Here is a 24291-nt window from a genome sequence, read left to right on the forward strand (position 1 = left end):
ACGGTGTTTAATTCGGCTGCGGAGTCTGCGTGATTATTTCCAACGGGTTGTCCAGAGTGTGTGTGGCCGGGGTGTTGCTTGGCTTGAGTCTTTCGGCCTCGGCGCGGGTGCAGGACCAACAGGCCACGGCCGAGATCCGGCGTACCAGTTTTGGTGTCCCGCATATCCGGGCCAGCGATGAACGCGGGCTGGGTTACGGCATCGGGTACGCCTACGCCCAGGACAACCTGTGCCTGCTGGCCAATGAGGTGGTGACGGTCAATGGCGAGCGCGCCAGGTACTTTGGCCCCGAGCAGGCGACACTGGAGGGGCGTAACAACCTGGCCAACGATGTGTTCTTTACCTGGCTGAACACCCCCGAAGCCGTGGCAGCGTTCTGGAAGGCGCAACCTGCGCCGCTGCAGCAGCGCATTGAAGGGTATGTCGCCGGCTACAATCGCTACCTCAAGGAGCGTACCGCCCAAGGCTTGCCGGCGCAGTGCCAGGCGGCCTGGGTACGGCCGATTACTGCCGAGGACTTGGTCAAGCTGACGCGCCGGTTGTTGGTGGAAGGTGGCGTCGGGCAGTTTGCCGAGGCATTGGTAGGCGCCAGGCCGCCCAATGTTGTTGCCCAGGTGGATGCCAAGGCGTTTGATGTCGCCGCTGCCAGTCAGCAACGGTTTGCCCTGGACCGCGGCAGCAACGCGGTGGCGGTGGGGCGTGACCGGTCGTTCAACGGGCGCGGCATGTTGTTGGCCAACCCGCATTTTCCGTGGGTGGGCGGCATGCGTTTCTACGAAATGCACCTGACCATTCCCGGCCAGCTCGACGTAATGGGCGCCGCGTTGCCGGGCCTGCCGGTGATCAATATCGGTTTCAACCAACACGTGGCCTGGACGCACACCGTTGATACGTCCAAGCACTTCACGCTGTACCGCCTGACACTCGACCCGAAGGACCCGACCCGCTATATGCTGGACGGCAAATCCGTGGCCATGGAAAAAACCAGCATCAAAGTGCAGGTAAAAACCGCCAGCAACAGCCTCCAGGAGCAGACCCGTACGGTCTATAGCTCACAATTCGGGCCCGTAGTGCAATGGCCGGGCAAGCTGGACTGGGACAACAAATACGCCTTCAGCCTGCGGGACGCCAACCTGGGTAACGACCGGGTGCTGCAACAGTGGTATGCGATGAACCGCGCGGCGGATCTCAACCAGCTGCAAACCTCGGTGCACACCCTGCAAGGTATCCCGTGGGTCAACACCCTGGCGGCGGATGACCAGGGCCAAAGCCTGTATATGAACCTGTCGGTGGTGCCGAACGTCAGCGCGAAAAAACTCGCGCAGTGCAGCGATCCGCGGGTGGGCCTGCAGTTCATTATGCTCGACGGCTCCCGCAGCGCCTGTGCCTGGGACGTGGACCCGCGTGCCGCCCAGGCCGGGATTTTCCCCGCCGACCAGTTACCGCAACTGCAACGCACCGATTACGTACAGCACTCCAATGACTCGGCGTGGCTGGTCAACCCCAAGGCGCCGCTGACCGGGTTCTCGCCGGTGATCAGCCAGGAGAACATCGGTTTGGGCCCGCGTGCCCGGTTCGCCTTACAGCGCCTGCAGGAACTCGACAAGCAACCGATCAGCGTCGCCGACTTGCAGGACATGGTCATGGACAACCAGGTGTACCTCGCCAGCCAAGTAATGCCGGACCTGCTGAAATATTGCGCGGGCGCCGACGCCGCCGTGAAACCGGTGTGCGACAGCCTGAAAAGCTGGGGCCAGCGCGCCAACCTCGACAGCGGCGTGGGCCTGCTGCACTTCATCAATTTGGCGCAGCAACTGGCGCAAGCGCCGGATGCATGGAAGCTGGCTTTCGACCCGTCGCAACCGCTGACCACGCCTAGTGGGCTGGCAGTTGAACGGGCAGATGTGGCCAAGGCGCTGCATGAAGCGATGCTTGAATCAGCTGCCGACGTGGCCAAGCGCGGCCTGACGGCCGATAGCCGCTGGGGTGATATCCAAGTCTCGGGCCAAACGCCGATCCACGGCGGGCCCCAAGAGTTGGGCGTGTACAACGCCATGCAAAGCGTACCGAGGGCCGATGGCAAGCGCGAGGTAATCAGCGGCAGCAGCTACTTGCAAATCGTCACGTTCGATGAAAATGGCCCGCATGCCCAGGGCGTGCTGGCATTCTCGTTATCCAGCGACCCGGCTTCAAAACACTTCAAGGACCAGACCCAGGCGTTCTCCGAGAAAAAACTCAGCGTGTTGCCATTTACCGAGGAGCAGATCAAGGCCGACCCGCAGTACCAATTGCAGGTTATCCGTGACAAGGACGAGGCAGGACGGTAGGGTACCCAACCGGCAAAGCCGGCCCCTTGAGAGAATATTTTTTGAAATCAAGGGGTTGCAAGCCCCGGCAAATGAGTACATAATTGCGCCCATCGAACGCACTGAAGCATTAAAAACTTCAATGTTTTCAATGAGATAGAGTAGAGGTAGCTTCACAGAGCCCACTCAAGTTTATATGCGGTGAATGTCGGTTGTAAGGCATTGATCGTTTGAGGCCGAGTAGCAAAATGGTTATGCAGCGGATTGCAAATCCGCCTACGCCGGTTCGATTCCGACCTCGGCCTCCACTCTTAGAAACCCCGTAGATTAACGTCTACGGGGTTTTTTATTGCCTGTCGGAAATAGCGACCTGGGCCTATTCGCCGCGGACGGCGTTTCTGTAGATCGAGGGTGTACCGTGAGCACAACGCAGGAGTAGTATCCTTGGTTCGATTCTAGCCTTGGTTGCGGTCGTGATATGCACAAATTCTACGGACAGTTTCAGCCTCAAGTTGATCGATTCATTTACGAAAGGTATTTTCGGGATGAAGGAATAAGGGGGATTTTTGTAGAGTGTGGTGCTTTCGACGGATTGACCGAGAATTCATGCAAATTTTTTGAGGAAACACTCGGCTGGAAAGGTTTTAACATTGAGCCTGTGCCTTGGGTCTACGAAAAGTTGCTGGTAAACCGACCAGATTCAACAAATCTGAATTTCGCCCTTTCCAGCAAGGTCGGAACTGCCACTTTCCATGCTGTCGATCATCCTGATTTTGGCGTCGACTGCACAAATGGATCACTCGCGCATACGCAAAAGCATCTCTCAATACTTGAAGAGGGGGGCTGCAAATTTATTGATGTCGAGGTCAACCTGCTGACGTGGCCTGAGTTCATTTCCAGGAACGGAATCGAGCATGTTGACCTGCTGGTACTCGATGTAGAAGGTCACGAGCTGTCCGTAATCGCCGGAATGCAGGGTTGCGCGGTGCTGCCTGGAGTGCTTTGTATTGAAGTTGGGCACTTGGACCTCTATGAGATCCGTTCAAAGGTTGCCGAGTTGGGTTACATCTACGACGTCTCATCGCATGTGAACGCCTTTTTTATAAGGTGCGACCTGGTGCCTCTGTTCGCATTCAGATCTGCCCACTTCAAAGAATTTCCTTCTCCAGTCGTGCCATTGGAGCAGGTGGCTAGCGCTGTTTCGGCGCCGGTTTTGTCACTGCCAGATACGTCCGCGCAGGACAAAGCGGTAGCATTGCTCACCGCAAAAAACGAGCAGCTTCTATCTGAACTGAAAAATGTTCGCGTGCACCTCGCAGAGTTGAGTTCGCTTTATGACAGCATCGTCTCCTCCAAAGCCTGGAAATTAATCGAGCGTGTACGAAGCCTCAGACGCTGATAAGTACCCTTGATCAAATGAGCCCGCCAAGATGCGGGCTCTTTTTCGACCGGAGAAAAGGATACTGATCACCGAGCGACACGGAGGGCGTGTTGGGTTGTTGGAAGATTTGTTCGTTCGGCAGGGGCCGGGGTTGGGGCTGGTACCGAGGGAACGTCATGGGGCGCAAGGCCGAAAGATTCTCTAGGAAGCGTCCCCCAAGGCAAAGCGATTTGCCTTGCTGGCCCTTAAAACTCCGGCGAAGTTGAAAGCCTTTTTTGTGCATAAGCGAGCATCGGCTGACTTCAGTCCCTCCCGCTTTTTTTTAAGGAAAGCCCTCCGCTATTTCTCGCCTGAGTGGCAGTTTCCTCCTGACTGACTAACCTTCTACGCAGTTGGCAAGTCATAAGGAGCGCGTCATGCATGGACTTATCTCAAAAGTCATTGTGCCTTTGGTCACACTGGCTTGGGTGTGCAGCGCCCAGGCGGCGACCACTGTCACGGGCCAAATCAGCGCCTCGCTGATACTGACCAACAGTTGCCTGGTGAATGGTGTGGGAGGTTCCACAGGCTTGAATTTTGGCGCGTTGAATTTTGGCACCGCCAACTCCCTGTACACGGAGGCTGACGCACAGGTGCTGGGGGGCGGGGGAGCGCCGTTGTCTATCCAGTGTTCGGCGGGTACTTCGCCGATACTGACGGTCACGTCTGGCGTCAATGATGGTAAATCCACCGGTGGCACGCGGGCGCTGGCAGATGGCGCTGGCCACTTTGCCCCGTATGACATCTACACCGACGCCGCCCACACGCAGATTCTGGCCAATAACGGCACTATCAACCTCACCGCCAGTACCGGGGTTGCGCAGGCGGTGAATATTTACGGCAAATCGCCAGGTAAGCCAGGGTTGCCCGCCGGTACCTACACCGACACGATTGCTGTCACGCTGACGTTTTGAGCCGTTGTCTCAATTGTCGCGGCACATACCCGATAGCTTTACCAGTAGTGTCAGCGCGACGATTGCCCAGCCAACGTTGAGTGCCACAAACATCCATTCGGGCGGCTGGGCTGCCAATAGCATCAACGACGTTATGACGATACATCCCATCAAGAGCCCAATGGGCAGCCAGCGCCAGAACCCTCCAGGGCGGTGACGTAGATTGACTGTCGATGGGTTTTCTTCATGGAGCGTCATGGTTATTGCGCCTCGATGGCACGCTGTTTCAGGTAGTCGACAAAGGGCGTTATGTCCGTGCTGCACAGCAGGTGCGCCACTTGGCGCACCTCGGCGACTGGCCAGTTCCACCAGGCCGCCTGCTCAAGTATCAAGCGGGTAGGCTCGTCGAACCGCCAGCGGATCGGCTTGGCCGGGTTGCCGCCCACAATGGCGTAAGGCGCGACGTCCTTGGTCACCACGGAACCTGCGGCTACCACTGCGCCATCACCAATGGTGACGCCCGAAAGAATGATCGCCTGTGAGCTTATCCAGCAATCATTACCGATGATCACGTCACCTTTGCTGCCGCCGAAATCGGTAATATGCGCGACTTCTTCGATCTTGGCGGGGAAGGGGTAGCAACTCAACCAGTCGGTACGGTGGTGGCCGCCCAGGAACACCTCGACGTTGCCGGCGATCGACGTATAAGCGCCTACGCGCAATGTGGTGCCTTCGTTCCAGTCGTGAACCTTCAAGTCACCGTATGTGCCCACGCCAAACGTGTACTTGGGGTAGCGATTGCGCAACTTTTGCGTAGCACGCTCAAGTTGGGGGAGTGCACGCAATGCCTTGCGCGCTTGATGTTCACGCCATTTACGCAACAGCTTCATGCAGTAGCCTTTTGCCGGTGTTGAGATGAAGATCGCTATCCTGAGCAATGAGGCAGGGCGATGCAAGGCTCAATAACGTGGGAACCTGTAGTTCCCGCTTTAGCCCTGAATCCAGAATCCAGTACGTCGTTTTTGTCTGCGGAGAAACCTTGATGCTCGTGATAATCGCCTTGCTGGGAGTGATTGCTGTTTGGGTATGGTGGACGTACCCACGTGTCGGAGGGCTGCTGTTTACGATCATTGCGAAGGTGGAGGCGGTGCGCGCTCGCCTGAAGGAGGTGCCGGTGGCCATCAAGCATATGACCCTCGCCACCTATCAAGGCGGCACGGCCGGCCACGCGCCGCCGCTGTTGTTGATTCACGGCTTCAGTGCGGACAAAGGCGTGTGGTTCGGCTTCGCCCGGCACTTTACGGCAGACTATCGAGTCGTCATTCCCGACCTTGCCGGGCACGGTAAAAACCGCTTCGAGCAGGGCGCCGACTACAGCATCGCAGCCCAGGCGGGGCGCTTGATCGAGTTGCTGGATGCCTGCGGCATCGACACGGTGCACGTGGTCGGCAGTTCGATGGGCGCTTATGTCGCGACCTGGCTGGCCACGCATTACCCCGGCCGCGTGGTGTCGCTGGCGCTGATCGGCCCGGTCGGCGTGCTGTTGCCCCAGCCCAATGAAGTGGAAGAGCTGGTCAACCAGGGGGACAACCCGTTCCTGATTCATTCACGGGCGCAGTTCGATCGGTTTTTCTCGATGACCATGGCTTCGCCACCGTGGATACCCCAGGTGCTGCTGGCTGCTGAGGCGCAGGCCTATATCGACCGGCGTTCGGAACTGGCAGAAATCTTCGCGGATTTCTCCGCCAGCCCGCGGCTGGAACCCTGGCTCAAGGACATTCACGTCCCGACACTGTTGCTGTGGGGGCGGGAAGACCGGATGGTGCCAATTGCCAGTGCAACTACATGGACCGGCGGCATCGCGCACGCGCAACTTGAATGCTGGGATGCCGTAGGGCACCTGCCAATGGTCGAGCGGCCCGAGCAAACGGCGGCGCGTTATCGGGCGTTCCTGGCCTCGCTGGGCTGACGAAGTGTATGCCCGCATCCGCTCGCAGCTGTACGGGGCGCAGGCGGGCACAACGCTCTACTGTCGTGGGCACTGTTCTTCGTTCGGATGCCGTCCCATGTTCATGTCTTCAAGCCTGTTGTCAGCGTTTGCGCTGTTTGCCTTTGTTTCTTCAATCACTCCTGGCCCCAACAACACCATGTTGCTCGCGTCCGGGGTGAACTTCGGGTTTCGTCGCTCGATTCCTCATGCGCTGGGTATCAGCATTGGCTTCATGCTGTTGGTGATCGCCGTCGGCTTGGGATTGGGTGAAGTCTTCAAGGCGTTACCGTGGGCGTACACCGTGTTGCGTTATGTGGGGGCGGCCTATTTGTTGTACCTGGCCTGGAAGATCGCCAACGCCGGCGCGATCTCCGATGAGCCCGATGCCCAGCGCAAACCCATGACGTTTCTTGGGGCGGCAGCCTTCCAGTGGGTCAACCCCAAGGCCTGGGTGATGGCATTGGGCGCGATCACCACCTACACGCCAGCGGAAGGTTATGTCACCAATGTGCTGTTGATTGCCGCGGTGTTCGCCCTGGTGAACCTGCCCAGCGTTTGCGTATGGGCCGGTTGTGGCAGCGGTTTGCGTAACGTGCTGCGTGAGCCGCGCTGGTTGCGGGTGTTCAACTGGTCGATGGCAGGGCTGCTGGTGCTGTCGTTGTATCCCATGCTTTTTGCCGGCTGAACCAGCTTCGTGCATAGCCACAGGCCGCTATTGACGCTTTTTGCCGGCCTGTGCATGCTCGCCGCTGTTTCCAGGCCTGCTACGGGACGTTGCGGCACGAAGCGATTGAACGGGATGGTGGTTCGACGTATCGCTTTCACACTTCCTTATCCGAGAAGCCCCCGTGACCCTCCAAACCTCTGGGCGTCTGCACAAGTACCTGCGGTTTACACTGATCACGTCTGTCCTCGCCATGGCGTCTGTCGGTCCAGCCTTTGCTGCTCCCCAGGTCGGCATTCGCGCCATCGAAAGTACGTACCATCAATTGCTCCAGGCGCTTGACCAAAGTCGCGGCACCCGCCCGGACGATGCCGTGCGCCAACGCATTACCGCTGCAGCACAGGCCTTCCAGGACGCACTGAAGCGCGACGGCGGCGCGCGGGCGAACCTGAGCACCGATGTGAGGAACATCGTCGCATCCCTGAATGACGGCAGCTACAGCGCCGAAGGCAGCATCAATGCGTTGCGCCGTGACGCCAAGGGCAGTGTCATTGATGCGGGGGCGTGGAAGCCTTCGCTGGCCGGGACCCCGATCGGGCAACCGCTCGGCACCCATCTGAACCAGACCAGCGAAGGTGATTGTGTCGGTATCTCGGTGGTCAGGGCGTTCGCCAATACGCGTACGGGCGCCGAGATATTGCGCAGGGGCGTGACGGCCAATGCCGATGGCAGTTTCAATGTCAGCCTGCCGGGCGACCCGGTGACGGTCTACCACCTGCAGGCTGGCGACCTGGATCAATACGGCAAGGGCGATCCACCTGCCGCTGCCGTGGTCGGGGCGATGTTCCAGTACTTCAAGCTTGACCCGGCCAAAGGCTCATTGCCCACCAATAAAGTCATGGAATTGCTGGCAGGCCAATACGGTGACCACCTGCGGCTGGCCGATGCCGAAAACACACCTCAGGGCATCACCGACTTCCTGCTGAAAAATGCCAGCGCCGTGGGCAGCCAGGCGGCTGTGGTGTTTGGCGGCAAGCCGGCGCGCAATGGGGATTGGTCCAGGGGGGACGGGCACGCCTTCGCGATTATCCAGATCAACCCGGCGACGGGCCTGTTGAGCTACACCAACCCCTGGAACGAAGGGGCGCAGGTACGCACGATAGCCATCAGTGAATTGGCAAGGCAGGCGGCGGGCACCTCGGCGGACTTTGAGATGGTCACGTTTCGTTAACACGCTGGCGCCTGAGCCCTACACCGGCGAGATGGTGGCAAGCAGACCAATCGCAATAGTCAGCGCAAGAAAGCCGAACAGGAAAAATGCCATCTTAGCCATGAGGCCTCCGAAATGAACGGGCCGCCAGGACGGTTCCTGTCGGGCTCCACGGGCGTGTCGGGAGTGGGAGTATTGTCAGGGCTGAGGGTGTTTCGATACAGGGGCAGATACTGAATAAAAAAGCGTATCAGATGCCCCTCAGCGCCGCAGGTAGCTGCAAACCGGGAACGGAAATTTTCAGGTGTCAGGCAGATTAGGCAGTGGCTTGGCCACGGCCGGGAACTAAACTTTTGTGTGAAGTATCGTATCCACCATCGCGCCCAAGTGGTTTTCATGGATTCGCCGCGAGGCGGGAGGCAGAGCGAGGCAGGCTTGGCTATTCTCAAGCGTCGTCGGGCGGCGCCACGGCGAGCCTGGTACAAGACAAGCAACCATTCACTGAAGTGTTTTTCATCTAGGCGAGTAGGCAAATGGGCAAAACGTTGGCTGCGCTGTCGTTTTTGATGACCCTGGTTTGGGTTTCAGTGGTTATTGCGGTGATGACGTATTTTTCTTAGTGATGCCGGGCAGGCGTGCCTTACGCGGCGACATCGCGCGCACGCAAGCTTCCAGAAACACCCTGCTGAATCTGTAGATCACTGATCTGGCGGGCTTTTTTGTTTGCCGTGGGCTGGCGCAGTTGTGTGAAAAAGGCCGCGTTCGACCTTGCATCGAAGGTGCCGGGTCTATATATTCCCTAGCCTGCTGCAACGCCAAGGGCTTTTAAAACTGCTTGGCTCGCTGTACAGCGCTACCGCCCGAATGGCGAAACTGGTAGACGCATGGGACTTAAAATCCCCCGCTCGTAAGGGCGTGCCGGTTCGATTCCGGCTTCGGGCACCATCTTACATTCCATTGAGAGCTTTTAAGTTCCTTGGAAGCGTTGAAAAACCTGCCTTCTGGCGGGTTTTTTCGTTTTAGCGTTCCGTGTTCACTTAAATTTGAACTGACCTCCAAAGGTTGGACACAACCATAAATTCAACATCTTCGGCCTCTGGGAGCGCCGCTATGAGGAGGGCAGCTTTGATGCCCTTACCAAGCCCGGGCGAGCACAAGCAGAAGAGTCAGTTTCCACCAGGTTGCAGGTCGATTTTCTCTGACGGTTTCTTCGACCTGGAGGTTGGCGTGGAATCACAGCCGGGCTGATTTGCCGGCACTGCATCGCAGCTGATTCGGAAACCTCCAACCCTCATGTCAGAGTCGCCGTGCCCAGGGCTGTACGACGAACATGCGCCGAGAGTCGCAGAAACTATGAGTATCGCTAGGTATTTCATCTGGGGTCCGTTCCTGGTCACTCCGATAATTCACTGCAGTATATGGAAAGCATCCCTTTGCGGCTGGTCGCGTCTTCCGCACATGGCTACGCCCTCGCTCTGAAACCTGAGCTTAGACATTGGTTTTGGGGCGAGACATCAGGTCGTTCAACATCGCGCGCAGTGTTTCTGCTTCGCGCTTGCTGGATGCGGTCGATGTTGCGAGGACGTCGATTTGCTTGCGCATGGCGGCCGCTTCGGTGCCTCTTTCGGCGAGGTAGCCCCGGAACTGGGTTTTGACAGCCTCGGCATCGGCCAGCATCTGCACCAGGCCGTGAATGTCCTCCCTCGCTTTGCGCAGCTGCAGGTTCAGTTCATGGACCTCATTCTCCAGGAGGCGGGCGTGCTGTTTGTGCATTTCGAGGGGCGAGGGCATGCCAAGCCACTCACAGGTGTCTTCATCAATGTTCATGGAGGCGGGGTCCGGATGCTGTATGCCTATACAGTATTCGAGATTGGATAAGGCGCAAGGCTTGAGGCGACGAACTGCAGGGCTATCCGACGATTAGCCGGGCGCCATATCGAGGTCTTTCATGCAAGTCGCCATGCTCTTAAACGTTCTGGCTGGCAGACAGATGACAACGGCTCGGCGATGACTCGCACCGTCGAGCGCTGGCTTGTCGATGGCACACAGTTGTGCAAGATTCAGATCGCTCTCAACCTCGATGTGCACCCGTTTCTGGATGAGCAACGAAGAGCATTCAAGGCATCAGGACCGAGTCGACAACGTGAATCACACCGTTGGACTGCATCACGTCTGCAATGCTGATACTCGCCTTACCGCCTTTGGCATCGACCACCCAAAGCTTGCCGTCATGCAGCTTGATAGTCAGCGACTCACCTTGAACTGTTTTCAACACGACGGTCCCGCCATTCTTTTTGGCGTCGGCCATCAGTTGGGCAGACGTGTGAGTGCCGGGCACGACATGGTAGGTCAGGATTTTAGTCAGGTCGGCTTTGTGTTCAGGCTTGACCAGAGTGTCGACGGTACCCGCTGGCAGTTTGGCAAAGGCTTCGTTGGTCGGTGCGAATACGGTGAAAGGGCCTTTGCTATTGAGCGTATCAACCAGGCCGGCAGCCTTGACCGCTGCTACGAGTGTCGTATGGTCCTTCGAGTTGACCGCGTTCTCAACGATGGTTTTGCTCGGGTACATCGCTGCGCCTCCGACCATCACAGAGTCGGCAGCAACGCTGAGTGTTGCGGTCACGCAGAGAATTGCGAAGCAGGCGGCTGCAGCAAGTTTTTTGTAAAAAGCGTGCATGATGTTACTCCTTGGCTCTTATGCCCTCCGAGTGAGGGGTATTGAATCTACGAGCCAGCGACTGAATTGGATGCACCGATTCACCCGATAATTTCTTGAGCGCCACGCGTGCCCGCTCAGGCACACGCACGGCGTCATTACCAATGACTGCTTCGGCTTGGGCCCGCCTGGTGTATCCGCCTAGGCTTTCGCTCCTCGCACAATCCTTCCCTCCTTGACCTCATCTGCATACCCGCAGAGCTTTTGCTGCTGCGCCGCGAGCAGGGCGCACAGCTTCATCAAGGCGATGGCGTCATCAGGCGATTTGGCGAGCCCCGCAATAGCCGTAAGCTCAGTCACCGACCAGGCGATAACGGCCGTCGCGTCTTCAAGGTCGTAGAACAGTTCCTGCTGGGCAGTCCTGGGGCCGTCGAGCTTTTCCATCAGATTTGCCATTTACCGGTGCTCTCCATCGAAGTGGTTCAGCGCTATCAATTCAGTCACCGCCACCCAGCGCTTTACGAACGGATCGGCGCTGGTTTCACGCCTGCTCAATATAAAGACGAGACGAAAGCCTCGATCGGCTCTGGCAACAAATCCTGCGGGTGATCCCCGCCAAATGTCGCGATACCGCTTTTACCTGTCGCGATCCCGGAGCTGATTACAGCGCCTGAGGAAACCTCAATGACGCTGATTTTGACTTCTACCTTGTCAGGGATCATCGACCATTCAGTTGCGCGGTCTTCCCAATGCAGGATGGACGCAAGAATAAGGATGTCCTGCCTGCTGCGCTTGGCTTTTTCCAGGCTCAACTCATAGCTGGAGGCTTCTGCATCCACCGTTACCACCGCAGAGCGGCGGGAAAACGCAGCGTAAAGGATTTGCGCTGTATTGCGACCGGAGCCTTTATAAACCTGGTCACCGTATTCACCGTCTGCGGGAGTGGCGATGTATACCTTGTCCGTTTGCCTGATCGGGTGATTAAACCCAGACTGGCCGGGCAGCCATTGATGAGAATCGGCGCAGCCAGAAAGCGCGACGACCAGGAGCAGAACAGCGGGGATACGCATCTCGATTTCCTTTTCGTAGGTTCCGCAAAAATTGGATCATACCGTTCAATCACTAGACACCGTTCGCCAAATAGTACGACGACCGGTACCGCAATAAATCGAACCGCGGAATTTGTCGGCACCTCCAACGTATACGCCCCAGAGAGAGGGCATTGAGAGGTGTGTATGAACAACGACGCAAGCCTGCAGGGCAGTACTCCACCCGACTATCCACTACCCGTATCGCCGGGTCCACTTGAACCCGGAAGGCCTGATGTCGTTCCGGTTCCTGAAGAGGGTATTGATGAGTTGCCGAATAACGAGGGAGAGCGACCCCTGGATGACGACAATACGGGCCTCGATCCTGAGCGCGTCAAAGAAGAGACGGACAATGCCGTGATGGATAACGAGCAGGATCCGCGCTGATAGATCGGGCGCTACTTCAGACCGATGCGTTTGCGCATCTGGGCCGTGATGGTTTGCTTTGTCTTAGGCATATCAGCCCACGGATCCACGTCCAGCTCGCCTAGGCGTTGATGGATGTTTTGAATGTTCCAGACGTTAGCGCCTTTGATCTCCTTTAGCTCATCTCGCAAGATCGGCACTGACACCGGCAGGCCTTCGCGGGTACGTGCCGAATAGGCGCAAATAGTGGTGGCGCCCAAGCCATTGCGCAGATAGTCGATGAAGATCCGTCCCACCCGGTTTTTGGGGCCGGAAACCGCCGAAAACCGATCGGGAAGCAGGTGGGCAATATGTTTGACCACCGCGTGGCTAAAGCTTTTTACCGCATCCCAGTCTGCTTTCGGCGTCAACGGTACGACAATGTGGATACCTTTGCCGCCACTGGTTTTCAGGAAAGATTTAAGCCCCAGTTCGTCCAGTACCGTTAACGTCAGTTGGGTGGCTTCCACCATGCTCTTCCATGGCAGTGCAGGGTCGGGGTCAAGGTCGAGAATAAATCGGTCAGGGCGATGCAGATCGTTGGCGACGGCGTTCCAGGTATGCAACTCAATGGCGCTCATCTGAACCGCGCCCACCAGCGCCTCAAGGTTATTGATCAACATTACAGGGTGACCCGTCTCTGCTTTGCCGATGATTTCAATCCCAGGGATTGCCAGGCGCTCTGCATTCTTCTGAAAGAACAGTTCGCCGCCAATACCGTCCGGGGCACGCACCAGCGCGACAGGGCGATTTAGTAATTGCGGCACAAGCCAGTCAGAGATGCCAATGTAGTAATCCGCCAAGTCACGTTTGGTCGAGCGGCTGCTCGGGTCAATCACGCGTTGGGGATGCGTCAGGCGGATCCTGGTTGATCCGTCGTCGCCGGCCTTACCCTTGGCCTTGGCTACAGGCGGTTGGTTTTTCTCTGACTTTTTCTCGGCCTCAGGGGCAGGGGCAGGGCGCTCCTCGATGATCAACTTCGCTGGTTTATCGTCACGCAGGCCCTGGAATACGGCGTGTCTTACCGAGCCCTCCTGGGTGATCTCAGCAAAGGCGACCTCTGCCAAAAGCGAGGGTTTCAGCCAGTGCACGTCCTTGGCTTCAAAGCCAGTGGGTGGGTTGACGACTGCAGGCTTGGTGACTTCAAGCGGGGTCAACTGTTTGTAGATCGTATTCAGCGTTACCTGGTTGAATCCAGTACCAACCTTGCCGGCGTATTTCAGCTCGCCGCTGTCTATGTCGTGCAGGCCCAATAGCAGCGCCCCGAATTTACTGCGCGAACCCTTTGGCTCGGTATAGCCGACGACGACAAACTCTTGCCGGTGTTTACATTTGAGCTTGATCCAGTCGCCGCTGCGTCGCGATACGTAGGGGCTGCCAACACGTTTGCCGATGAGGCCTTCCATTTGCATTTGGCAGGCACTGTTCAGCAGTGCTTGCGGTGTTTCGGCGAAGTCGTCCGAGTACCTGAGAACCTCATCCTCACTGCGCTCCAGAACCTTGGACAAGGCTTTCCTGCGCTGTTCGACCGGCACCTCCCGCAAATCCATGCCGTTGAGAAAAGGCATGTCGAAGAGGTAGTAAACAATATTGCCGCTGCGGCCCAACTCAAATGCATTTTGGAGTGCCTGAAAATCCGGAATGCCTTTCTCATTGGCAACAACCATTTCGCCATCCAGCCACGCGGACTTTAAAGCGAGGCTGGCGATTGCTTCGGCCTGCCGTGGAAGCTTGTGCGTCCAATCATGGCCATTGCGGGTAAACAGTTGCACCTTGCCCTCATCCACTTTTGCCATGATGCGATAGCCGTCGAATTTGATCTCATATCGCCAATCACCTTCGGGGGCTGAATCCACCAGCGTGGCCAGTTCAGGCTTCAGGCTTTCAGGAAGATCAGAGGGGTGGGCATTCGCCAGCTGGGTGTTTCCCGGCTTGGCGGGTGGCGCAGGCGGCTTCTTGACAGATTTGGGCTCGGCCGATTTTCCTGAGCGCTTTTTGGGCACGAGAGTGCGCTCGCTCAACACACTGTGTGATTGCGCTTTCACGATGTCGTAATCGCTTTCTGGCCGAGCGAATTCGTCCTGATGCTTTATCAGAAACCACTGCTCCTGCTTGCCGGGAATATGCGTCTTGACCAAGTTCCACAGGCCGCCAAGCTTCTCGCCCTGCAACTCAAATTTCAGCCGGCCTTTCGCGTAGGCCTCGGCGGGGTCGGATAAGGGTTTCCAGATACCGCGATCCCACACAATGACGTCGCCAGCACCGTAATGGCCCTGCGGTATCGTCCCTTCAAACGTAGCATAGTCAAGCGGGTGGTCTTCGACATGCACGGCCAGGCGTTTGGATTTTGGATCGAGCGACGGGCCCTTGGGCACCGCCCAGCTTTTGAGGGTACCGTCGAGCTCAAGGCGAAAATCATAATGCAGGCGACTTGCGTCGTGCTTTTGGATGCAAAACTGCAGCGCAGCCGGTTCGGCGGTGTTTCCCTTTGCAGGCGGCGCTTTTGCCGCGCCAGAGGGCTCTGAGGTCGCGTCGAAATCACGCTTGCGATTGTATTCGCCAAGGGCGTCAGGTGGCATCGTTATAGTTTCGGTGGCGCCTGAGTCGCTCCTGGGCTTGTTTTTGGGCCTGGCTCGCCGGGACGAGATCTCAACCCACGTTGGAGCGTGATCACTGGCGTGTTCTTCGCCACGTACCCATGCATCCACGCCAGCGTTCTTCAGGTAAGGCGCAAGTACCGGGTTCAGCAGAAGATGGTCGATGCGCAAGCCGGAATTTTTTTGCCAGTGCTGACGGAAATAATCCCAGAACGTGTACACGCGCTCTTGCGGATACAGGTGTCTCACCGAGTCGATCCAGCCTTGGCTCAGTAGTCTTTGAAAGCACTCACGGCTTTCTGGCTGGAGAAGGGCATCCTTGAGCCACGAGCGGGTGTTGTAGATGTCAAGGTCGGTGGGCACAACGTTGTAATCGCCGGCGAGGACAACAGGGTGTTCGCTGGCCTTTAATGTTTCGGCATGCGCAATCAGGTGCTCAAACCAGTTGAGCTTGTAATCAAATTTCGGCCCCGGTTGCGGGTTTCCATTTGGCAGGTACAGGCACCCCACGATCACGCCATGCACAGCCGCTTCCAGGTAGCGAGACTGCGTGTCGTCTTCAGCTCCAGGCAAGCCTTTATGAATCAGGAGGGGCTCGGAGTCGCGCGCAAGAATCGCCACTCCGTTCCAAGAGGCTTGGCCATGGTGCAATGAACCGTAGCCTGCTGCCTCAAGATCGCCTGCAGGGAAAGCTTTGTCCTGTGCTTTCAGTTCCTGCAGGCACACGATGTCTGGGCGCTCTTTCTCAAGCCATTGCAAGAGATTAGGCAGTCGCGCCCCTATGCCGTTGACGTTGAATGTCGCGATCTTGAGGTTCTGCATTGCCTCGATCCTTCAATATGCCCGGAACTTTTTGCCTACAGCAATAGGTGTGTGACCGATGCCAAAGGCATCGGTATCAAACTGATGTGCTCGAAATTCAGATTACTTCATCAGTTCATGCGCCTGAACCGATCCTCTTTCTGGATTGAAGCAACTGAGGCGCACCGGCACCGACTTGGCCGCCGGCACCTTACTGCGTTCGGCGTGGTGCCAGAGCGGCACCAGCGGGTTGCACTCCGGGTAGTAGGCCGCAGCGCAGCCCTCGGGAATATCGTAGGCAATGATTTCGAACGGGCCCACCTGACGCTTTACCTCAGGCTCGATGGCGGTGGTCAACAGCACCTGCTGGCCGACCTCAAAACCCAGACGCACGATGTCGTTGCAATGCATGAAGATCACTTCGCGCGTGCCACTGACCCCGCGAAAACGGTCGTCATACCCATAGATGGTGGTGTTGAACTGGTCATTGCTGCGCAGCGTCATCAGTTGCAGCACGTCGCGCGCCGGTTCGGCGAGGTTGACGTCATCGTCTTCGGCCAGCGTCACCGGCCTGACGAACTGCGCCTTGCCCGTTGGGGTCTGCCATTCGCGTTGCGCAGCGGCAATTGGCCGGTGGAAACCGCCGGGCTCAACCATGCGGGTTTCCATGTCATGAAAAATCTGCGGGTAGATCGTGCTGATGGCGGTCCTGACCGTCGAATAATCGTCGCACCAGGCTTGCCAGTCGATGCGGTTACCGGGCGCCAAGGCGGCCATGGCCAGGCCGGCGACGATGCTGGCTTCGGCACGCACGTGCGGGCCGACCGGTTCGGCGCTGCCGTGCCAGCCGTGGATGCAGCCGGTGCTGTCCTCGGTGGTGTAGGTTTGCGCCACGCCGTTTTGCCGATCAATCTCTATGCGCCCCAGGCACGGCAGCAGCCACATATTTCGGGCGGGCAGCAGGTGGGTGCGATTGAGTTTGGTGGCGACCTGCACGTTCAGTTCAAGCCCTTTCCACGCCGGTTCCATGCGCGAGGTGTCGGGTATTGCCCGCAGGAAGTTGCCGCCCAGCCCGATGAACCCGCGCACTTGCCCCGACAGAATACCTTCGCAAGCGTCCACGGTGCACAGGCCCTTGTGCGCCGGGACCTTGAAGCCGAAGTGCTGCTCGATCAGCTCCGCCGGGACCTTTTTCGGGTCTTCGGTGATGCCCACGGTGCGCTGGCCCTGCACATTGGAATGGCCGCGCACCGGGCAGATTCCGGCGCCAGGTTTGCCGATATTGCCGCGCATCAGCATCAGGTTCACCAGCATCTGTACATTCGCGACCCCGTGCCGGTGCTGGGTCAGGCCCATGCCATAGACGAACATCACACATTGGCTGCCGGCGTACACCGTTGCGGCGGCCTCCAGTGCGCCGCGCGTGAGCCCGCTTTTGTGCTCCAGTTGCGCCCACGTGCAGTCACGCACGTAGGTGGTGAACGCCTCGAAACCTTCGGTGTGGGTGGCGATGAAGTCGTAGTCGAGCACGGCCGGTGTGCCGCGTTCGGTGGCGCAGTCATCCATTTCCAACAGCGCCTTGGCGATGCCGGTGATGGCCGCCGTATCACCGCCAATCGCCACCTGGTGGTATTGGGTGCTGATCAGGGTCGACTCGGGCGTGAGCATTTCGCTGGGCGATTGCGGATTGACGAAGCGCTCCAGCCCGCGCTCGCGCAAAGGGTTGAAGGTGATGATCGGCACGTCGCGCCGGCGCACGTCCTGCAATTGATGCAGCATGCGCGGGCTGTTGCTGCCGACGTTCTGGCCAAAGAAAAACAGGCAGTCGGTGTGGTCGAAGTCGTCCAGGGTCACGGTGCCGACCGGCACGCCGATGCTTTCCTGCAAACCGACGGAGGTGCTCTCGTGGCACATGTTTGAACTGTCGGGCAGGTTGTTGGTGCCATAGGCCCGGGCGAACAACTGGTACATGAAGGAGGTCTCCAGCGAGGCGCGCCCGGAGGCATAAAACACCACGCTGTCGGGCTCCATCGCTTTGAGCTGCGCGCCAATTGCCTGATAGGCCTCGTCCCACGACGTCTCACGGTAGCGGTCGCTCTGCGGGTCATAACGCAGGGGATGGGTCAGGCGGCCCTGTTGCTCAAGCGCATAGTCGGGCCAGTCGCGTAATTCACTGAGGGTGTGTTCGGCAAAAAACGCCGGGTCGGTCTTCAGCGATGTCAGTTCCCAGGCGGTGGCCTTGGCGCCGTTCTCGCAGAACTCCAACGCATGCGGGCGGCCGGGTTTGGCCCAGGCGCAGCTGACGCAGGCGAAACCGTCGGGCTTGTTTTGCTTGAGCAGCGCAACGGGCGCCTTGGTCAGCGCCTGTTCGCGCCACAGGATCTGCATCACCGATTTAGCCGAGCCCCAGCCTCCGCTCGCGTGGGTGTAAGGCTGGAAATGGGTCTTGGGATGAATGAGCATCGTGGCACTCCCGGGCGCTGGCTGGATAACCTTGGGACGGGCCGCAAGGGCAAAGGTTCGAGCGGAATGCCGGACGGGAGGCGCCGTTTGTCTGCGCTGCGCAACACCGAGTGAACCCATGGCCGCCGAGCGTCCTCCACACCCCTGTGTGTTCTGAAAAGACGAAGAGGTAAGTGGCATGAAAGCAATCAGGATTGAGCAATTTGGCGGCCCCGAGGTCATGCACGTGCGCGAGGTCGAGGTGCCGGAACCCAAGGCGGGTGAGGTGCTGGTCAGGAATGTCTTTGTGGGTATCAACCCCGTGGACTACAAGATTCGCGAGGGTCAGTACCCGCAGGTCAAGCAGGACAAATTGCCGCTGACGTTGGGCCGGGAAGTTGCCGGGGTGGTCGACAAGGTCGGCCAGGGCGTCAGTGGTTTCAAGCCAGGCGACCGCGTGTTTGCCATGATCGGTGCCGACGGCGGTTATGCCGAGTACTCGCGGGTGCCGGCCGAACATTTGGCGCTGATCCCTGAAGGCCTTGATTGGCCGTCTGCCGCCGGCGTGCCGCTGGCCGGGCACACTGCCTGGCAGGCCTTGGTCGAGCACGGCCAGGTCGAGCAAGGGCAGAAGGTGTTGATCCATGGAGGCACCGGTGGCGTCGGCCATTTCGCGGTGCAATTCGCCAAGGTCAAAGGCGCCCAAGTGTATGCCACCGCATCCACTGACAGCCTGCCGTTCCTGCGTGAGCTGGGCGTCGACCGCGCCATTGATTACAAGACCGAACGGTTCGAGGACATCTGCAAGGACTTCGACCTGGTCATCGATTTGATCGGCGGCGACACCCAGGCGCGTTCATGGCAGGTGCTTGGCGAGGGCGGGCGATTGGTCTCGACCCTGACCATGCCCGATGCGCACCATCCCCAGGCGGCAGGCAAGACCGGCACACGGTTCACCGCCGACCCGCGGGGTGAAGAATTGGCCGAGATCGCCGGGCTGATCGCGGCGGGCAATGTGCAGGTGTATGTGGCCAAGACCTTTGAACTGGAGGAGGCCAAGCAGGCGCTGGACTTCCTTGCCGACGGACACGTGCACGGCAAAGTTGTATTGCACGTCAGCGAATGAGGAGGCGGTATGAGCGAGCATTCAAAACCCAGCCCAGGCACCCATGCCGGGCAAAAAGTACGCCCTGAAACGGCCAAGCGAAACGACAAATCGGAAAATCCGAATGTCGATCGCCCTTGGGAAGCCGAGCAGGGTGGCGTTGCCCCTGGCGGGCCTTCGAAAGACCCGGAGTCAGGGGCGTGACAGCGCGCTGATGTACCAGCCCTGTTTTTGACAGGGCTGGCCGTTCATGTTCGCTTCGCGCGCTTGATGCGCATCCACTCTCGATACGCAGCAGTACGTTGTGCGTCTGCGAGCTTCTTGGCCTCGGTAAAGCGTGCCCAGGTTGCTGCATCGCCGCTGTAGGCCTCGATGATTTGATAGGCCAGCGTGTCCAGCCGATCAGCTTCGAAGAACATCTGGGTATTTTGCACCATGACTTCATCCCAGGCTTGCCCGGATGTGTGTTTGAGTAATTGACTGGTCATTGCGTGAGAGCCTCCGTCCACTGGATCGCTGCCGCGCCACTCCAACGCACCTCAGTGATGCCGTATTTTTCTGCCATCGGTTTAGAGACGCGTTTGAGTTTTTGCTGGCCAAATTTGGGTATGACCGCGACGCCGGCATCGCAACTGGCCCAATGCCAGGCCTCGACGTTATCCATGCGTGGCGCCCGCACGATGAACGACCTGCGCTCACCGTGCAGGAGATAGTTGATAGTGAATAGTTCGTTGGGTTTCATGAGGCCTCCCTATGCTCATGAACTACAGATATTTGGCGTCAAAAAAAATTCAAATAAATTGTCCGACAATTCGATGAGCAACACGGCAGGGCCAAATTGATCAATCGTCCACCGTGAATGTCACCCAGCCTGGACCGCCATTGGGACGTTCCAGTTCTGCAATCACACCGCTCACGGAGGAACCGTCAGGCAAGTTGACCGCCACAAAGTTAGGGTTGCCGGGCCAGTCGAGCGGGGTCTCGAAGCTCAACCGCGCAAGGGTGGGTTTGCCGCTGCTGGTCAAATGGATCGAGATTGACGTGTTCAAGCGTTCGTCTGATTGCGTTCCCAGGTGCCGGGAGGCGGTAATCACACTGGCAATACCTTGGTAATCGTAAGACATGCTGGGTCACCTCATTTTATGGGCACAGTTGCTGTTCGCCCGTGGCATCGAGTTCGTCGTACACATATGCCTGGCCTTCCAATGCTCCGAGCGCCTTTATCAGCTCGCAGCCCAGGCAGTATTTTCCATCGAAAGTCCTCCATGCACGTGTCTTGCGATAGAGACGGCGGGGCAAATGATCGTTCAATCGGAATGACCGAAAGGTACTGTCAGTGGGTGTGGGGCGTCGCGGTTGGGTCGGTGACCTGAATGACAGTGCCCTGACGCCACGCATCCGCGCCTGGCGCAATGGGCGGTGCGACGATGTCTGCGCGTGCCTGTTTTTTCTGCGCGCTGTCGATCCCCATCCGCTGGTCCCGTTCAGCGACCATGTGTGCATCCGCCTGGCCGTCGGCGGTGAAACCCATCATCAGTTGAGGTACGCCCAAGGGCAGGCGTTTGTTGAGGTCGGTATGCCAGGTGTGCCAGGTTTTGCCATAGGTATGCACCAGTTTTTCCATCAGCGCATGCTCGGCTACCGCAGGAATGCCTGGAGCAACCAACTGACCCGATTTCACTTCATGCACGTGGCTGTGCCACAACGCTTTCTCCGGCGGGGGCAGGCCTTTGAACAGCTGCTCACTGATGATGTATTCCACACCCATCAGCTTGGCGTCCTTGCGGTTGCCGTCATAGATCACGCACTGGATCACCTCTTCATTGAGAATCGCGCAGTAATGATGAGCTTCCATTTGCACGTCGGGGTGGCCGTTGTAGAAGTGGAAACCATCCAGGTAGGCGTTCAGTGCGTCTATCGGCGGGCGCGACTGCAGCAGGGCGGCGCCGGCCTCCAGTGTTTGTGTGCTTGCGGTTTCAGGCTCGCCGGGTGCTTCGACGTTTGAAGGTGAGGTGTTGCCTGCGCATGCGCAGAGCAGCGCAAGGGACGTGGCCAGGGACAGTGAGGCGGCGGCGCGGTAGGTTGCGGTGTCAATCATCGTAGGTTCCTTCCTGTTGCTGTCATGGTCGTGAAACGGGTGGCAGCAAGGCACGGTCAGGGGCGTGTGGCTGGATGGCCGACCCATAGGCTGCGGTAAATCTCGTGGTCTCCCTTCACGGGACTTTGATCAGGAAACGGCAGCTGTTTGATGCTCGCCAGTTGCGCCTGGGTGGGCGCTTCGCGACAGATATCCGCGTGCTGGCCCGGCGGGTAGGCGCCTACCACCAGGAAGTCTTCGCTGGCGCTGATATTGCGGTGCCCGGTCCCGACAGGCAGCAGCAGGACATCCCCCGCGCGCACCTCCACGACGTGCCCGTTTGGGCCGCCCAGCATCAATTGGGCATGGCCCGTCGCAACGCCCAGTACCTCATGCCCCTGGGTATGGTAGTGGTGATAGTCATAGACGCGACTGCGCCATTTAGGTGGCCAGCCTTGCGCGCTGAACATCTCCTCAAATCGCACGGCCAGGTCACCGAGTTGCGGCGAAAGTACCTGAGTGAAAACGAGCACAGGGAGGTCCGGGTTATTCGGCACGGGGTAATTTGGCTCGAACATCAGGGACGTCTGCGCCGGTGAATCAGCCGGTAAAACAGTCATGAAAAAACTCCGATTGAGCGTGTTGCCATGCAATCAAGGCGGGTCATCCGGCTTGCTCGAGCATCACGGTGGCTGCGATTGAGCCTGTATGCGTGCCACGCACAGGCCTTCTCATACACAGTGGGAGGCGAGGGACGAGGTAAAGTTTGAACATTCTGCAAACGCTTCGACGAATGGCGTACGCCTGATTCGATCAACGCCTGCGCTACGGATGCTGAACATTTTTTTTAAAGCCGCGCCGGTTCATCCAATCGAGGCAGAGCTGTTCGGACTTTTTGAACAGTTGCGAGGATTACCGCTCGTCAGACTGGAAGCGGATTTCTTGAACATACGATTTCTTCTCCCGGACAGATAAAACATGTGCTGACGAAAATTTCCTTTCGTCCTGCCTCTGGGAGAACGCAATGAAAGCCATCGTTTACAACGGCCCTCGTGACGTCAGTGTGCAAAATGTACCGGACGCCAAAATCGAAAAGCCCACCGATGTGTTGGTGCGTGTAACCACCACCAATATTTGCGGATCTGATCTGCACATGTACGAAGGCCGGACCTCGTTTGAAACCGGCAGGGTTTTTGGCCACGAAAATCTGGGCGAGGTGATTGAAGTAGGGGTAGGGGTTGATCGGGTCAAGGTAGGCGACCGAGTTTGCTTGCCGTTCAACATCGGCTGCGGTTTTTGTGAAAATTGTGAAAAAGGCCTGACCGGCTTTTGCCTGACCGCGAACCCTGGCAGTGCCGGTGCCGCCTATGGGTTTGCCGACATGGGCCCCTACCAGGGTGGGCAGGCTGAACTGCTTCGAGTGCCGTACGCCGACTTCAATTGCCTGGTGTTGCCCGAGGACGCGCAAGAGCGCGAAGAAGACTATGTGATGCTCTCGGACATCTTTCCGACGGGTTGGCATGCGACCGAGTTGGCCGGCCTGCTGCCTGGCGAAAGCATCGCGATCTACGGTGCCGGGCCGGTGGGGTTGATGGCAGCCCATTCAGCCATGATCAAGGGCGCGTCCCAGGTGTTTGTGGTCGATAACCATCCTGACCGTTTGAAGCTGGCCGCCCAGATGGGCGCCACGCCCATCAACTCGCTCGAGAAGGAAGCAGTGGATCAAATATTGAATCTTACCCATGGCAAAGGCACCGATCGCGGCTGTGAGTGTGTGGGTTACCAATGCTGCGATCGCCACGGTCATGAAGCCAATCACCTGACCATGAACAACCTGGTCGCTTCAACCAAAGCCACGGGCGGGATCGGTGTTGTCGGCGTGTTCGTACCGCAGGATCCAGGTGCAAAAAATGAGCTGGCGAAAGAGGGCAAGATGGCCTTCGACTTTGGCGCCTTTTGGTTCAAGGGCCAGCAAATTCGCACCGGCCAGGCCAATGTCAAGGTCTACAACCGACGCCTGGCCGAGCTTATTCACCACGATCGGGCACATCCATCGCAAATCATTTCCCATCGCCTGAAACTGGCTGAAGGGCCTGACGCATACCAGCACTTCGACGCCCGTGAAGAGGGCTGGACCAAAGTTGTGCTCAAACCCGGCGCATGACCGGGAATTCACCTGTGAATGTCCGCTGGCTGGCGGGCCTCGTCTTCAAGGAGAGTCATGATGAAAAAGCTCTATACCTGCCTCGGCTTTTGCAGCCTGCTACTGCTGCATGGCTGTTTCGACAGTTCCGACAATACAACCAAGAACAATACCGAAGGCACCAAGTCTTCGGTGCAAATGCAGGAGGGGCACTCGCAGGAAAGCCAGTAGTGGGTGAACACTGACTAAGGTAAGTCGGGTAAAACTGAAAGGGCGGGAATTTCAATGAATTGTCTGATTTGCGTGGGCATTGCAGAACGCATTCCGTGCGGTGGCCCATGGGAGGAAAGGGACTGCCCCGAGTGTGGACGCTACCGTATTTCAGATGCGCTGATTTTGGCCTTGATGGACCAAGGCCAGATTTTTGACATTGCCAGAACCAGGGTATGGCTGAGTAGCCGGCGTGAAGGCGGTGCGGTGCCGGTGATTGAGGT

Annotated in this window: 24 protein-coding genes and 2 tRNA genes; 13 read left to right on the top strand and 13 right to left on the bottom strand. The window is 58.1% G+C overall.

Going from position 1 to position 24291, the window contains the following annotated elements:
• Nucleotides 1-29 precede the first annotated feature (29 nt).
• The 4 genes from RGV33_RS15055 to RGV33_RS15070 all read left to right on the top strand — a co-directional run bounded on the left by RGV33_RS15055 (nt 30) and on the right by RGV33_RS15070 (nt 4640).
• On the top strand, nt 30-2327 hold the full coding sequence (locus tag RGV33_RS15055) for an acylase (protein WP_322144940.1): 2298 nt from the start codon (nt 30-32) through the stop codon (nt 2325-2327).
• 213 nt (nt 2328-2540) lie between these two features.
• Nucleotides 2541-2614: transfer RNA gene (locus RGV33_RS15060), tRNA-Cys, on the top strand.
• A gap of 170 nt (nt 2615-2784) precedes the next feature.
• The gene (locus tag RGV33_RS15065; RefSeq protein WP_322144941.1) at nt 2785-3705 is read left to right on the top strand and encodes an FkbM family methyltransferase; all 921 of its coding nucleotides are present in this window, start codon (nt 2785-2787) and stop codon (nt 3703-3705) included.
• A gap of 398 nt (nt 3706-4103) precedes the next feature.
• Nucleotides 4104-4640 carry a spore coat U domain-containing protein gene (locus tag RGV33_RS15070; RefSeq protein ID WP_322144942.1) on the top strand — a complete coding sequence of 179 codons (537 nt, stop codon included), beginning with the start codon at nt 4104-4106 and terminating at the stop codon, nt 4638-4640.
• A 9-nt stretch (nt 4641-4649) separates the two neighbouring features.
• Here RGV33_RS15070 and RGV33_RS15075 read toward each other — a convergent pair whose 3' ends face one another.
• Both RGV33_RS15075 and RGV33_RS15080 read right to left on the bottom strand, forming a co-directional pair.
• Nucleotides 4650-4877, bottom strand: a complete 228-nt coding sequence (locus tag RGV33_RS15075; protein ID WP_322144943.1) for a hypothetical protein — start codon at nt 4875-4877, stop codon at nt 4650-4652.
• A gap of 2 nt (nt 4878-4879) precedes the next feature.
• Nucleotides 4880-5509 (bottom strand): CatB-related O-acetyltransferase, encoded by a 630-nt coding sequence (locus RGV33_RS15080; protein ID WP_322144944.1) that lies wholly within the window; start codon nt 5507-5509, stop codon nt 4880-4882.
• A gap of 152 nt (nt 5510-5661) precedes the next feature.
• Here RGV33_RS15080 and RGV33_RS15085 point away from each other — a divergent pair, with 152 nt between their 5' ends.
• From RGV33_RS15085 to RGV33_RS15100, 4 genes are all read left to right on the top strand, one after another.
• Nucleotides 5662-6588, top strand: coding sequence for an alpha/beta fold hydrolase (locus RGV33_RS15085; protein ID WP_322144945.1), 927 nt, complete (start codon nt 5662-5664; stop codon nt 6586-6588).
• Between the two features lie 97 nt (nt 6589-6685).
• Nucleotides 6686-7294, top strand: coding sequence for a LysE family translocator (locus RGV33_RS15090; protein ID WP_322144946.1), 609 nt, complete (start codon nt 6686-6688; stop codon nt 7292-7294).
• Nucleotides 7295-7457: 163 nt separating this feature from the next.
• A complete protein-coding gene (locus RGV33_RS15095) occupies nt 7458-8504 on the top strand; it encodes a hypothetical protein (RefSeq protein WP_322144947.1) in 1047 nt (348 codons plus the stop codon).
• A gap of 837 nt (nt 8505-9341) precedes the next feature.
• A tRNA-Leu gene (locus RGV33_RS15100) sits at nt 9342-9428 on the top strand.
• A gap of 543 nt (nt 9429-9971) precedes the next feature.
• Here RGV33_RS15100 and RGV33_RS15105 read toward each other — a convergent pair.
• The 4 genes from RGV33_RS15105 to RGV33_RS15120 all read right to left on the bottom strand — a co-directional run bounded on the left by RGV33_RS15105 (nt 9972) and on the right by RGV33_RS15120 (nt 12209).
• Nucleotides 9972-10310 (bottom strand): hypothetical protein, encoded by a 339-nt coding sequence (locus RGV33_RS15105; RefSeq protein ID WP_322144948.1) that lies wholly within the window; start codon nt 10308-10310, stop codon nt 9972-9974.
• A gap of 289 nt (nt 10311-10599) precedes the next feature.
• Complete coding sequence (locus RGV33_RS15110) at nt 10600-11160, bottom strand: fasciclin domain-containing protein (protein WP_322144949.1); 561 nt, start codon at nt 11158-11160, stop codon at nt 10600-10602.
• A gap of 180 nt (nt 11161-11340) precedes the next feature.
• Nucleotides 11341-11595, bottom strand: a complete 255-nt coding sequence (locus RGV33_RS15115; RefSeq protein WP_322144950.1) for a hypothetical protein — start codon at nt 11593-11595, stop codon at nt 11341-11343.
• 95 nt (nt 11596-11690) lie between these two features.
• Nucleotides 11691-12209, bottom strand: a complete 519-nt coding sequence (locus RGV33_RS15120; protein ID WP_322144951.1) for a DUF4823 domain-containing protein — start codon at nt 12207-12209, stop codon at nt 11691-11693.
• A gap of 165 nt (nt 12210-12374) precedes the next feature.
• Here RGV33_RS15120 and RGV33_RS15125 point away from each other — a divergent pair, with 165 nt between their 5' ends.
• The gene (locus RGV33_RS15125) at nt 12375-12614 is read left to right on the top strand and encodes a hypothetical protein (protein ID WP_322144952.1); all 240 of its coding nucleotides are present in this window, start codon (nt 12375-12377) and stop codon (nt 12612-12614) included.
• Nucleotides 12615-12625: 11 nt separating this feature from the next.
• Here RGV33_RS15125 and ligD read toward each other — a convergent pair whose 3' ends face one another.
• Together ligD and RGV33_RS15135 are read right to left on the bottom strand one after the other, a co-directional pair.
• Entirely contained in the window at nt 12626-16051 is a 3426-nt protein-coding gene (gene ligD, locus RGV33_RS15130) for a DNA ligase D (protein WP_322144953.1), read from the bottom strand.
• 102 nt (nt 16052-16153) lie between these two features.
• Nucleotides 16154-18493 (bottom strand): FdhF/YdeP family oxidoreductase, encoded by a 2340-nt coding sequence (locus RGV33_RS15135; RefSeq protein ID WP_322144954.1) that lies wholly within the window; start codon nt 18491-18493, stop codon nt 16154-16156.
• Between the two features lie 178 nt (nt 18494-18671).
• Between RGV33_RS15135 and RGV33_RS15140 the strand changes: the two genes are divergently transcribed.
• Both RGV33_RS15140 and RGV33_RS15145 read left to right on the top strand, forming a co-directional pair.
• Entirely contained in the window at nt 18672-19598 is a 927-nt protein-coding gene (locus tag RGV33_RS15140; RefSeq protein WP_322144955.1) for an NADP-dependent oxidoreductase, read from the top strand.
• A gap of 9 nt (nt 19599-19607) precedes the next feature.
• Nucleotides 19608-19781 carry a hypothetical protein gene (locus tag RGV33_RS15145; protein WP_322144956.1) on the top strand — a complete coding sequence of 58 codons (174 nt, stop codon included), beginning with the start codon at nt 19608-19610 and terminating at the stop codon, nt 19779-19781.
• 44 nt (nt 19782-19825) lie between these two features.
• On the opposite strand, the gene RGV33_RS15150 is transcribed toward RGV33_RS15145, so the two are convergent.
• The 5 genes from RGV33_RS15150 to RGV33_RS15170 form a co-directional block, all read right to left on the bottom strand.
• A complete protein-coding gene (locus tag RGV33_RS15150; protein ID WP_322144957.1) occupies nt 19826-20065 on the bottom strand; it encodes a hypothetical protein in 240 nt (79 codons plus the stop codon).
• Nucleotides 20062-20319 carry a DUF6555 family protein gene (locus tag RGV33_RS15155; protein WP_322144958.1) on the bottom strand — a complete coding sequence of 86 codons (258 nt, stop codon included), beginning with the start codon at nt 20317-20319 and terminating at the stop codon, nt 20062-20064. The genes RGV33_RS15150 and RGV33_RS15155 overlap by 4 nt, the downstream gene beginning before the upstream one ends.
• A gap of 100 nt (nt 20320-20419) precedes the next feature.
• A complete protein-coding gene (locus RGV33_RS15160; RefSeq protein ID WP_322144959.1) occupies nt 20420-20701 on the bottom strand; it encodes a hypothetical protein in 282 nt (93 codons plus the stop codon).
• Between the two features lie 209 nt (nt 20702-20910).
• Nucleotides 20911-21675: an OBAP family protein gene (locus RGV33_RS15165; protein WP_322144960.1), complete on the bottom strand. Its 765-nt coding sequence runs from the start codon at nt 21673-21675 to the stop codon at nt 20911-20913.
• A gap of 56 nt (nt 21676-21731) precedes the next feature.
• The gene (locus RGV33_RS15170) at nt 21732-22274 is read right to left on the bottom strand and encodes a cupin (RefSeq protein WP_322144961.1); all 543 of its coding nucleotides are present in this window, start codon (nt 22272-22274) and stop codon (nt 21732-21734) included.
• Nucleotides 22275-22678: 404 nt separating this feature from the next.
• Here RGV33_RS15170 and RGV33_RS15175 point away from each other — a divergent pair, with 404 nt between their 5' ends.
• Together RGV33_RS15175 and RGV33_RS15180 are read left to right on the top strand one after the other, a co-directional pair.
• Nucleotides 22679-23818 (top strand): glutathione-independent formaldehyde dehydrogenase, encoded by a 1140-nt coding sequence (locus tag RGV33_RS15175; RefSeq protein ID WP_322144962.1) that lies wholly within the window; start codon nt 22679-22681, stop codon nt 23816-23818.
• A gap of 60 nt (nt 23819-23878) precedes the next feature.
• Nucleotides 23879-24028, top strand: coding sequence for a hypothetical protein (locus RGV33_RS15180; RefSeq protein WP_322144963.1), 150 nt, complete (start codon nt 23879-23881; stop codon nt 24026-24028).
• Nucleotides 24029-24291 lie beyond the last annotated feature (263 nt).

Source organism: Pseudomonas sp. Bout1, assembly GCF_034314165.1.
Classification (GTDB): Bacteria; Pseudomonadota; Gammaproteobacteria; order Pseudomonadales; family Pseudomonadaceae; genus Aquipseudomonas.

Bases quoted from the DNA above. Each gene is read 5' to 3' on its own strand.
- RGV33_RS15125 (WP_322144952.1), top strand. From the start codon at position 12,375: ATGAACAACGACGCAAGCCTGCAGGGCAGTACTCCACCCGACTATCCA.
- RGV33_RS15175 (WP_322144962.1), top strand. From the start codon at position 22,679: ATGAAAGCCATCGTTTACAACGGCCCTCGTGACGTCAGTGTGCAAAAT.
- RGV33_RS15160 (WP_322144959.1), bottom strand. From the start codon at position 20,701: ATGTCTTACGATTACCAAGGTATTGCCAGTGTGATTACCGCCTCCCGG.
- RGV33_RS15090 (WP_322144946.1), top strand. From the start codon at position 6,686: ATGTTCATGTCTTCAAGCCTGTTGTCAGCGTTTGCGCTGTTTGCCTTT.
- RGV33_RS15140 (WP_322144955.1), top strand. From the start codon at position 18,672: ATGAAAGCAATCAGGATTGAGCAATTTGGCGGCCCCGAGGTCATGCAC.
- RGV33_RS15085 (WP_322144945.1), top strand. From the start codon at position 5,662: ATGCTCGTGATAATCGCCTTGCTGGGAGTGATTGCTGTTTGGGTATGG.
- RGV33_RS15105 (WP_322144948.1), bottom strand. From the start codon at position 10,310: ATGAACATTGATGAAGACACCTGTGAGTGGCTTGGCATGCCCTCGCCC.
- RGV33_RS15170 (WP_322144961.1), bottom strand. From the start codon at position 22,274: ATGACTGTTTTACCGGCTGATTCACCGGCGCAGACGTCCCTGATGTTC.
- RGV33_RS15135 (WP_322144954.1), bottom strand. From the start codon at position 18,493: ATGCTCATTCATCCCAAGACCCATTTCCAGCCTTACACCCACGCGAGC.
- RGV33_RS15065 (WP_322144941.1), top strand. From the start codon at position 2,785: ATGCACAAATTCTACGGACAGTTTCAGCCTCAAGTTGATCGATTCATT.
- RGV33_RS15165 (WP_322144960.1), bottom strand. From the start codon at position 21,675: ATGATTGACACCGCAACCTACCGCGCCGCCGCCTCACTGTCCCTGGCC.
- ligD (WP_322144953.1), bottom strand. From the start codon at position 16,051: ATGCAGAACCTCAAGATCGCGACATTCAACGTCAACGGCATAGGGGCG.
- RGV33_RS15110 (WP_322144949.1), bottom strand. From the start codon at position 11,160: ATGCACGCTTTTTACAAAAAACTTGCTGCAGCCGCCTGCTTCGCAATT.
- RGV33_RS15180 (WP_322144963.1), top strand. From the start codon at position 23,879: ATGAAAAAGCTCTATACCTGCCTCGGCTTTTGCAGCCTGCTACTGCTG.
- RGV33_RS15150 (WP_322144957.1), bottom strand. From the start codon at position 20,065: ATGACCAGTCAATTACTCAAACACACATCCGGGCAAGCCTGGGATGAA.
- RGV33_RS15080 (WP_322144944.1), bottom strand. From the start codon at position 5,509: ATGAAGCTGTTGCGTAAATGGCGTGAACATCAAGCGCGCAAGGCATTG.
- RGV33_RS15070 (WP_322144942.1), top strand. From the start codon at position 4,104: ATGCATGGACTTATCTCAAAAGTCATTGTGCCTTTGGTCACACTGGCT.
- RGV33_RS15145 (WP_322144956.1), top strand. From the start codon at position 19,608: ATGAGCGAGCATTCAAAACCCAGCCCAGGCACCCATGCCGGGCAAAAA.
- RGV33_RS15075 (WP_322144943.1), bottom strand. From the start codon at position 4,877: ATGACGCTCCATGAAGAAAACCCATCGACAGTCAATCTACGTCACCGC.
- RGV33_RS15120 (WP_322144951.1), bottom strand. From the start codon at position 12,209: ATGCGTATCCCCGCTGTTCTGCTCCTGGTCGTCGCGCTTTCTGGCTGC.
- RGV33_RS15155 (WP_322144958.1), bottom strand. From the start codon at position 20,319: ATGAAACCCAACGAACTATTCACTATCAACTATCTCCTGCACGGTGAG.
- RGV33_RS15115 (WP_322144950.1), bottom strand. From the start codon at position 11,595: ATGGCAAATCTGATGGAAAAGCTCGACGGCCCCAGGACTGCCCAGCAG.